8 protein-coding genes are annotated in these 9,855 nt (G+C 73.3%); 7 read left to right on the forward strand and 1 reads right to left on the reverse strand.

The genetic code is table 11. The features are described 5' to 3' along the window. Positions 1 to 57 precede the first annotated feature (57 nt). The gene (locus ACFU0Y_RS14785; protein WP_380215284.1) at positions 58 to 1,323 is read right to left on the reverse strand and encodes a dicarboxylate/amino acid:cation symporter; all 1,266 of its coding nucleotides are present in this window, start codon (positions 1,321 to 1,323) and stop codon (positions 58 to 60) included. 161 nt (positions 1,324 to 1,484) lie between these two features. Here ACFU0Y_RS14785 and ACFU0Y_RS14790 point away from each other — a divergent pair, with 161 nt between their 5' ends. From ACFU0Y_RS14790 to ACFU0Y_RS14820, 7 genes are all read left to right on the forward strand, one after another. Continuing rightward, on the forward strand, positions 1,485 to 3,143 hold the full coding sequence (locus tag ACFU0Y_RS14790; protein ID WP_380215285.1) for a hypothetical protein: 1,659 nt from the start codon (positions 1,485 to 1,487) through the stop codon (positions 3,141 to 3,143). Further along, positions 3,136 to 4,140: an HAD-IIA family hydrolase gene (locus ACFU0Y_RS14795; RefSeq protein ID WP_380215286.1), complete on the forward strand. Its 1,005-nt coding sequence runs from the start codon at positions 3,136 to 3,138 to the stop codon at positions 4,138 to 4,140. The genes ACFU0Y_RS14790 and ACFU0Y_RS14795 overlap by 8 nt, the downstream gene beginning before the upstream one ends. After that, positions 4,137 to 4,388 carry a hypothetical protein gene (locus ACFU0Y_RS14800; RefSeq protein ID WP_380215287.1) on the forward strand — a complete coding sequence of 84 codons (252 nt, stop codon included), beginning with the start codon at positions 4,137 to 4,139 and terminating at the stop codon, positions 4,386 to 4,388. The genes ACFU0Y_RS14795 and ACFU0Y_RS14800 overlap by 4 nt, the downstream gene beginning before the upstream one ends. Beyond that, positions 4,385 to 5,131 carry a TlyA family RNA methyltransferase gene (locus ACFU0Y_RS14805; RefSeq protein ID WP_380215288.1) on the forward strand — a complete coding sequence of 249 codons (747 nt, stop codon included), beginning with the start codon at positions 4,385 to 4,387 and terminating at the stop codon, positions 5,129 to 5,131. The genes ACFU0Y_RS14800 and ACFU0Y_RS14805 overlap by 4 nt, the downstream gene beginning before the upstream one ends. Before the next feature lie 124 nt (positions 5,132 to 5,255). Then, positions 5,256 to 6,323, forward strand: coding sequence for an NAD kinase (locus ACFU0Y_RS14810; RefSeq protein WP_380215289.1), 1,068 nt, complete (start codon positions 5,256 to 5,258; stop codon positions 6,321 to 6,323). Further along, on the forward strand, positions 6,324 to 8,036 hold the full coding sequence (gene recN, locus ACFU0Y_RS14815) for a DNA repair protein RecN (RefSeq protein WP_380215290.1): 1,713 nt from the start codon (positions 6,324 to 6,326) through the stop codon (positions 8,034 to 8,036). 54 nt (positions 8,037 to 8,090) lie between these two features. Then, positions 8,091 to 9,815 carry a CTP synthase gene (locus ACFU0Y_RS14820; RefSeq protein ID WP_380215291.1) on the forward strand — a complete coding sequence of 575 codons (1,725 nt, stop codon included), beginning with the start codon at positions 8,091 to 8,093 and terminating at the stop codon, positions 9,813 to 9,815. Positions 9,816 to 9,855: the final 40 nt, after the last annotated feature.

The raw sequence follows: 9,855 nt of genomic DNA on the forward strand, positions 1-9,855 counted from the left end.
GGCCCCGACCATGTGGTCGGGGCCTTCTCCCATGGGGCGGTTGCGCTGTCCGTCGTCCTACCGGGCGGATGTGGCGTGCGAGAGCGCCGTCGCGTCCGGACGGTTGGTCGCGGCGGGAGCGCCCGTGGCATTCGGGGTGGGCCCGGTGACTGCCTGCCGGCCGATGAGCTTGTCCATGACCACGGCGATGGCGCCGTCCCCGGTCACGTTCGTGGCCGTGCCGAAGGAGTCGATGGCGATGTAGGTGGCGATCATCAGCGCCACTGCGGTGTCGTCGAAGCCCAGCATCCCCTGCAGCAGGCCGACGGCCGCCATGATGGCGCCGCCCGGGACACCCGGGGCGGCGACCATCGTGATGCCCAGCATGAGGATGAACCCGACATAGGCGAGGTCGTCGATCGGGGTGCCGGTGAGGGTCATGACGGCCGTCGAGAACAGCACGATCTTCAGGGTGGACCCTGCGAGGTGGATGGTCGCGCTCAACGGGACCACGAAACCGGCCACGGCGGGACGGACGTCGTTGTGCTCCGCGCACCTCAGGGTGACGGGGATGGTGGCGGCGGAGGACGAGGTGCCCAGTGCCGTGGCGTACGCCGGGAGCACGTTCTTCAGCAGGACCGCGGGATTGCGACCCACGTAGATCCCCGCGACCACGTACTGGGCCACGATCAGCACGAGTGACAGCGTGAGGGCGACGAGCACGACCTTCGAGAAGGTCGAGACGACCACCAGGATCTGACCGTTCATGGTGAGGCCCATGAACATCCCGAAGATGTAGACGGGCAGCAGCGGGATGATGACCAGCTCCACGATCCGCATGATGATCCGCCGGAGGTCGTCCATGGTCCGGTGGAGGGTGTCACCTGGAATCAGCGTGATGCCCACGCCCAGGCAGAAGGCCAGGAGGAGCGCCGTCATCACACCGAACACGGGCTCCATCTCGAGCGAGAAGAACCCGGTGAGGGCGCTGTCCTCCGGATTGGCCAGGGCGTCCACGTCGCGCTCCCCATCCAGCAGCCACGGATAGCCGGCACGTGCGACGACGAACGCCAGCAGCCCGGACAGGACGGTCGAGGCGTACGCGATGGCGGCCGTCACGCCCAGCCACTTGCCCGCACCCCGGCCGAGGTCCCCGATGGCCGGCGTGACGAGGCCGACGATCAGCAGTGGGATGAGGAAGCCGAGGAAGGCGCTGAACAGGCCGTTGAAGGTCAGGAAGACCCGGGCGAGCGGTTCGGGGAAGAACAGACCGCAGGCGATGCCCAGGCCGATGCCGAGCAGCACGCGCACCAAGAGGTGGGACGTGAGGGGTTTTTTGGTCATGGCTCCATCATCCGACGGCGGGGCGGCCGGGAACCAATCGGGACGGAGGGGCGCCGGACCTGCTTATACAATGGGAACGATCAGCATGGCGGACCGCACTCCGGTCACCGCCGACATCCACCAGAGCCGACCGGCACCGCGTCGGCGCAGAGGAGCGGTACGTGTCCGAGTCTTTCCAGCACGGGTCCCGGGACGAACGCCGGAGCGGAAGTTCCGGCGATCACCGGTCCGGCGGAGGAGCCGGGCGCGAGGGCGACCGGTCCGGCTCGCCGTCCCGACGCCGGTACGACGACGATCGGCGCGGTCCGGCCCGCGGCGGCGAGGACCGTGCACGCGGCTCCGAGAGCCGGGGTGCAGCCGGAGGTCCCGGCGGCGACCGCCAGGACGACCGCCGTGGTGGATACGCTCCGCGCGGTGACCGGCGGGACGACCGGCGTGACGACCGGCAGGGGGATCGTCGTGGCGGCTACGGCGGCGACCGTCGTCGTGACGACCGCCAGGACGACCGCCGTGGTGGGTACGCCCCGCGCGGTGACCGGCGGGACGACCGGCAGGGTGACCGGCGGGACGACCGGCAGGGTGACCGCCGTGGCGGCTACGGTGGCGACCGTCGTCGTGACGACCGGCAGGACGACCGCCGCGGCGGCTACGCCCCGCGCGGTGACCGCCGGGGCACGGCCCCGGACCGCCACGACGGCTACCGCGGCCGGCGCGACGACCGGGACGACGTCTCGACCCACCGTCACCGTGCGCCCGAGGTCGACGAGGACATCACCGGCCGCGAGCTCGACAAGCCGACCCGTGCCCAGCTCGGGGCGCTCGAACCGCGCAACGCCGAGGCCGTGGCCATGCACCTGGTCATGGCCGGGCGGTACCTCCTGGACGTCCCCGAGCTCGCACTCGAGCACGCCCAGGCGGCCGGGCGGCGCGGCGGTCGCATCGCCGCGGTGCGGGAGGCGACCGGGATCGCGGCGTACGAGGCGGGCGACTACGCCCTCGCGCTCAAGGAGCTGCGGACCTTCCGCCGGATGACCGGCGCCGAGCTGCACCTGCCCCTGATGGTCGACTGCGAGCGGGCCCTCGGGCGCCTGGATAAGGCCGTGGAGCTCGCGACGTCCGAGGCGGTGCAGTCGCTCGAGCCCAGCGAGAAGGTGGAACTGGCCATCGTCCTGGCCGGCATGCGCCGGGACCAGGGCGACGCGCAGGGGGCGGTGGACGCGCTGACCATTCCGCAGCTCGACAAGAACCGCGGCTTCCCCTACAGCCCCCGGCTGTTCCGCGCCTACGCCGAGGCGCTGCGCGGCGTCGGGAGGGACCGTGAGGCCCTGACGTGGGACCGGCAGGCCGTGGTGGCCGAGGCGGCCCTCGGGACGGGCCAGTTCGCGGAGCCGGAGATCGTGGACTTCGACGACGAGGACGAGACGGAGCAGGTGCCCGCCGAGGGCGTCGCCCTGACCGACACCGAGGAGCCGGCGCAGGAGCCGGCCCAGGAGGACCCGCCGGCCGCCGATCAGCGCGGCATGACCGCCGGGGCGGACGGCGGCGGCGAGGGCAGCGTGCTCGACGACAGCACGGACGACGAGAGGGACGACGTGCTCGACCACGGCACGGACGAGGACCCGGACGGCGGCACGGAGGACAGCACCACGGAGGGCGACGTCGACGACACCGGGAACGACGCTGACGACCAGGAGCACGACCTGGACCCCGACGACGACTTCGAGGGCGGCTCCGAGGCCGATCTGGACCCGGACGACGACGCCGACCTCGGTGACGAGGACTCGGGCGACGGCGAGGACGGCGGCCCGCGGCGTGGCTGAGCGGCTGCTCGACCGGTTCGACGCGGTCCTGAGCGATCTCGACGGCGTCGTCTACGCCGGCCCGCACGCCATCCCCGGGGCGCCGGAGATCCTGCGCCGGATCTCCGCGGACGGCGTACCCGTGGTGTTCGTGACGAACAACGCCTCGCGCTCCGTCGCGACCGTCGCCGAGCACCTGACGGACCTCGGGGTGCCGACGGGTCCCGAGGGTGTGGTGAGCGCCGCGCAGGCGGGAGCAGAGCTCCTGGCGCAGCGGGTCCCGGCCGGCACCGCGGTGCTCGTCACCGGCTCCCAGGCCCTCGCCGACGTCGTCGCGGACGCCGGGCTGGTCCCGGTCCGCGCCCAGACCGACGCGCCCCGCGCCGTGATCCAGGGCTTCGACCCCGGCCTGGGCTGGACCGAGCTGGCGGAGGCCGCGTACACGCTGGCCGACCCGGAGGTGCTGTGGATCGCCACCAACACCGACCGGACCATTCCGCAGGCCCGGGGCCTGGCGCCCGGCAACGGCACGCTCGTGGCCGCCGTGGCGGCCGCGACGGCGCGGCCTCCGGTGGTGGCGGGCAAGCCGGAGGCCCCGATCTTCCGCACCGCCGCCGACCGGGCGGGCAGCACCCGTCCCGTGGTGGTGGGGGACCGGCTGGACACCGACATCCGGGGCGGGAACGCCGCCGGCTTCGCCACGGTCGCGGTCCTCACCGGCGTGGACACCGTGCACACGATCCTGGCCGCGTGCACCGCGGAGCGTCCGGATCATGTCGTCGGCACCCTGGACGCGCTGTACGAGCCGTACCCCGAGGTCGAGGTCTCGTCCTCGGCGGGGGAGCACCACGCCCGCTGCGGTGCGGCGGAGGCGGACACCGACGGCACGCGGCTGCGGATCCGGGGCGCGCAGGACGATCTCGACGCCTGGCGTGCGGCCTGTGCGGCCTGGTGGGCCGCACACCCCGACACCGAGGTCCCCGTGGTCCCCGACCCCGTGTGGGAGGCGGCGGGATGACCGGCGGAGCCGCGTCGCCGCCGACAGGGGAGGACGGCGCGGCCCTGCGCCCGACCGGCCACGCCGGGGTGGACGCCGTGCTGGAGCGGGCGGCCGAGGTGGCCGGGCTGCCCGTCGTGGAGCACCCCCGCCGCTACGAGGAGCTCCACGCGGCACTGGCCGCAGAGCTCGACGCCGAGCCCGGTGCCGTCCCCGCCGGCCTCGTGCCGCGCCCGCCGAGCGGACGGGAGGAGGCGGGGCCCCGGTGAGCTCCCGACTCGACCAGGAGCTGACCGTTCGGTCCCTGGCCCGTTCCCGCACCGTCGCCGCCCGCTGGATCGGCGAGGGGCGCGTGCTCGTCAACGGGCGGCCCGTGACCAAGCCCTCCGTCCGCGTCGGCCCCGGCGACCTGCTGGAGGTCCGGCCCGCGGACGTCCCGGACTACGTCAGCCGGGCCGGGCACAAGCTGGCCGGAGCGCTCGCCGCCTTTCCCGACGTCGTCGTCGCCGGCCGGCGGTGCCTCGACGCCGGCGCCTCGACGGGCGGCTTCACCGACGTGCTGCTGCGCCGGGGCGCCCGGGAGGTGGTCGCCGTGGACGTGGGCCACGACCAGCTCGCCGCCTCGCTGCGGGAGGACCCCCGGGTCCGGGTGCACGAGGGCGTGAACGTGCGCTGGATGCGCCCCGAGGACGTCGGTGGCCCCGCGGAGCTCACGGTCTGCGACCTGTCCTTCATCTCGCTGACCCTCGTCCTCGAGCCGTTGGCGGCGGCCACGGTCCCGGGCGGGGAACTCGTGCTCATGGTCAAGCCGCAGTTCGAGGTCGGCGCCGACCGGCTCGCGCGCACCGGGGTGGTCACGAGCGAGCCGGAGCGTGCCCGTGCGGTCGAGAGGGTGGCCGCCGCCGCCCGGAGCCACGGGCTGACGGTCCGGGGACAGGAGCGCAGCCCGCTCCCGGGCCAGGACGGCAACCACGAGTTCTTCCTCTGGTGCCGCCGGGAACCGCCGTCCTGACTGTCCCCGCCCTCGCGTAGGGTGGTGAGCGGTGCCCGGTCCGCGGGCACGGCGTGCGCCACGGGCCGGTCCCGGCCCTGACGACGCCCGCGTGCACCGAGCAGTCGAGAACGGGAGGACCCCGGTGAGCAGAAAGATCCTGGTCATGGCCCACATGGGCCGGCAAGAGGCCAAGGACGCCGCCCGCGACTCCTGCCTCCAGCTCCACGAGGCCGGCCTCGTGCCGGTGATCTCGCGGGACGACCTCGAGGCGCTCCAGGAGGACGCGGTTCCCCTCGCACCCGTGGAGGTCATCGAGGAGGACGTCTCCCTGCGCGAGATCGAGCTCGTCATGGTGCTCGGCGGGGACGGCTCGATCCTGCGTGCCGCCGAACTGGTGCGCAGCGTGGACACCCCGCTGCTGGGCGTGAACCTGGGCCACGTGGGCTTTCTCGCCGAGAGCGAGCGCTCCGACCTGCGCGAGTCCGTGGAGGCCATCGTGGACGGGCGCTACACCGTGGAGCAGCGCATGACCATCGACGTCACCGTGTGGCAGGACGAGAAGAAGGTGCTGCACACCTGGGCACTGAACGAGGCCTCGGTGGAGAAGGGGGACCGCGAGAAGATGGTCGAGGTGGTCATCGAGGTGGACCGCCGCCCGCTGAGCACCTTCGGCTGCGACGGCGTGGTCCTCGCCACCCCGACCGGCTCCACCGCGTACGCGTTCTCCGCGGGCGGGCCCGTGGTGTGGCCCGAGGTCGAGGCGCTGCTCATGGTCCCGCTCAGCGCCCACGCCCTGTTCTCCCGGCCGCTGGTCATCTCCCCGAACTCCATGATGGCCGTCGAGGTCCTCACGCGCACCGACGCCCGCGGCGTGCTGTGGTGCGACGGGCGCCGGACCACGGAGCTGCCCCCCGGCTCCCGGATCGAGGTGGTGCGCTCGCCGAAGGCGGTCAACCTCGCGCGGATGCACCGCACGCCGTTCTCGGAGCGGCTCGTGCGGAAGTTCGAGCTGCCCACGAGCGGCTGGCGCGGCCCGGTGCCCCCGCACGAGGCGGCCGCGCGCACCACGGCCCTGCCCACGGTCCGCGGCGAGCAGATCGCCGAGCGCCCTGTGCAGGAGCTGCAGAAGTCCTCGGTGGGCCACGAGATGCCCCACGGGCCCGACGTCCCGTCGCACCGCACCCGGGACGAGACCGGGGAGGCCGGCTGAATGATCGAGGAGATCCACATCCACGACCTCGGCGTCATCACCGACGCCGTGCTGCCGCTCGGCCCCGGGCTGAGCATCCTCTCCGGTGAGACCGGAGCGGGCAAGACCATGGTGGTCACCGCGCTCGGGATGCTCCTGGGCAACCGCTCCGACGCCGGGGCCGTGCGCTCGGGGGCGCCCAGGGCCGTCGCCGAGGCGGTCGTGCGGGTCCCGGCCGGCCACCCGGCCGCGGCCCTCGTCGAGGACGCCGGCGGAGCGGTCGACGTCGAGACCGTCGGGGACGCCGAGGAGGCCCTCGTCACCGTCGCGCGGACCGTGACCGCGGAGGGACGCAGCCGTGCCCACGTCGGCGGCCGCTCCGCCCCCGTGGGCACCCTCTCCGCGGTGGGCCAGACCCTGGTGGCGGTGCACGGCCAGTCGGACCAGCTGCGGCTCAAGTCCCCGGCCGCCCAGCGCCACGCCCTCGACCAGTACGCGGGGGAGGAGCTCGCCGGGCAGCTGCGCCGCTACCGGGAGCTGCTGGCCGAGTACCGCTCCGTGCAGCAGACCCTGCGCGAGGTCACCGAGCACGGCCGCGAGCGCGCGCTGGAGGCGCAGAGCCTGCAGGGCGCCCTCGAGGAGATCGACGCCGTGGACCCCCAGCCCGGGGAGGACGAGCGCCTCGACCAGGAGAGCCAGAAGCTGACCAACCTCGAGCAGCTGCGCGGGGCCGCGCTCACGGCCCACGCCGCCCTCAGCGGCGGGGAGTTCGCCGACGCCGACACCCCGGACGCGACCGCCCTCGTCGCGGCGGCCCACCGGGCCCTGGAGCAGGAGGCCGGCGCCGACCGCGACCTCGAGGAGCTGTCCGGACGGGTCGCCGAGCTGGCCGTGCTCGTCAACGACATCGCCGCCGACCTCTCCGGCTACGCGTCCGGGCTCGACGACGAGGGCCCCGCCCGCCTGGCCGAGGTGGAGTCCCGGCGGGCCAGGCTCAAGACCCTGACCCGCAAGTACGGCGCCACCGTCGACGACGTGCTCGACTGGGCGGAGCGCTCGCGGGCCCGCCTGGACGAGCTCACCGACGACCCCGCGCGGGAGCAGGAGCTCCGGGCGCGCCTCGAGCAGCTGCACGCCGGGCTCAGCGAGCTGGCCGCGCGGATGACCGAACGGCGCCGGGACGCCGCGCACCGGCTCTCCGAGGCCGTCAGCTCCGAGCTCACGGCGCTGGCCATGCCCAACGCCTCCCTGGTCATCGAGGTCGAGCCCACCGAGGAGTTCTCCGGGCACGGACGGGACGAGATCTCCTTCCTGCTCAAGCCGCACGCCGCCGCCGCACCGCGGCCCCTCGGCAAGGGGGCCTCCGGTGGCGAGCTCTCCCGGCTGATGCTCGCCATCGAGGTGGTCCTCGCCGCCGTGGACCCCGTGCCCACCTTCGTCTTCGACGAGGTGGACTCGGGCGTGGGCGGCAAGGCCGCCGTGGAGATCGGCCGCCGGCTGAAGATGCTCGCCCAGCACGTCCAGGTGCTCGTGGTGACGCACCTGCCGCAGGTGGCGGCCTTCGCCGACCAGCACATCCTCGTCACCAAGAGCACGGACGCCACGGTCAGCGACGTGCGCGTGCTCGACGAGGAGGAGCGCGTGGTGGAGCTCGCCCGCATGCTCGCGGGTCACGAGGACTCCGCGGCGGCGCGCGAGCACGCCCGGGAACTGGTCCGCGGAGCGGTGCTCTGAGGTGCCCGCGCACGGTGATCCCCAGCACGCAACCGACGTCCTGAGCGGACAAGAATGATAGGGTCGAATTCCGTGGTGAATGCAAACGAAGCCGCCCACGAGGCCGGCGCACAGCAGACCGAAAACCAGCGACCGGGCAAGGTGACCCGCCAGATCTTCGTGACGGGCGGCGTGGCCTCCTCCCTCGGCAAGGGCCTGACCGCCTCGTCCCTCGGGATGCTGCTGCGGGCGCGCGGACTCTCCGTGACGATGCAGAAGCTGGATCCGTACCTCAACGTCGATCCGGGCACCATGAACCCCTTCCAGCACGGCGAGGTCTTCGTGACCGACGACGGCGCGGAGACCGATCTCGACATCGGCCACTACGAGCGGTTCCTCGACGAGAACCTCGACGCCTCGGCCAACGTGACCACGGGACAGGTGTACTCCACGGTCATCGCCAAGGAGCGCCGGGGCGAGTACCTCGGGGACACCGTCCAGGTCATCCCCCACATCACCGACGAGCTGAAGAACCGCATGCGCCGCCGCGCGCAGGGCGACGACCAGCCGGACATCATCATCACCGAGATCGGCGGCACGGTCGGCGACATCGAGTCCCAGCCGTTCCTCGAGGCCGCACGCCAGGTCCGTCAGGACGTCGGCCGCCGCAACGTCTTCTACCTGCACGTGTCCCTGATCCCGTACATCGGGCCCTCGGGCGAGCTCAAGACCAAGCCGACCCAGCACTCCGTCGCCGCGCTGCGCGGACTCGGCATCCAGCCGGACGCGCTGGTGCTGCGCTCCGACCGGCAGGTCCCCGACACGATGCTGCGCAAGATCGGCAACGCCTGCGACGTCGACCACGACGCCGTGATCTCCTGCCCGGACGCCCCGAGCATCTACGACATCCCCCGGACCCTGCACTCCCAGGGGCTCGACACCTACATCCTGGACTACCTGGGACTGGACTACCGGGACGCCGACCTGGCGCAGTGGGAGCGGCTGCTCAAGGCCGTGCACGAGCCCGCCCACTTCGTCACGGTGGCCATGGTCGGCAAGTACATCGACCTGCCGGACGCGTACCTGTCGGTCTCGGAGGCGCTGCGCGCCGGCGGCTTCGCCAACGACGCCCGGGTCAAGATCAAGTGGGTGGCCTCGGACCTGTGCGAGACGCCCGAGGGCGCCCAGCGCGAGCTCGGCGACGTCGACGCGATCTGCGTCCCCGGGGGCTTCGGCATCCGCGGCATCGAGGGCAAGCTCGGCACCCTGCGCTTCGCCCGGGAGCACCGCATCCCGACCCTCGGCCTGTGCCTGGGCCTGCAGTGCATGGTCATCGAGTTCGCCCGCACCGAGCTCGGACTGGCCCAGGCCTCCTCGACCGAGTTCGAGCCGGAGACCGCCCACCCCGTCGTGGCGACCATGGACGAGCAGAAGCAGTTCGTCCAGGGCGCCGGCGACCTCGGCGGCACCATGCGGCTCGGCCTCTACGACGCGCAGCTGCGGGAGGGGTCCGTGGTGGCCGGGGCCTACGGCTCCACCACCGTCAAGGAGCGCCACCGTCACCGCTACGAGGTCAACAACGACTACCGGGAGCGCCTCGAGGAGGCCGGGCTCGTGATCTCCGGGTCCTCCCCGGGCGGCACCCTCGTGGAGTTCGTGGAGCTGCCCGCCGACGTCCACCCGTACTACGTGGGCACCCAGGCGCACCCCGAGCTCATGTCCCGCCCGACCCGCCCGCACCCGCTGTTCGACGGGCTCGTGAAGGCGGCCCTCGAGCGCCGCGAGGCCGAGGGGCGCTGAGTCCCCGCCCGTCACCGCACGGGCGTCCCGGTGCAGGCGC

This window comes from Kocuria sp. NPDC057446, assembly GCF_042802875.1.
Classification (GTDB): Bacteria; Actinomycetota; Actinomycetes; order Actinomycetales; family Micrococcaceae; genus Kocuria.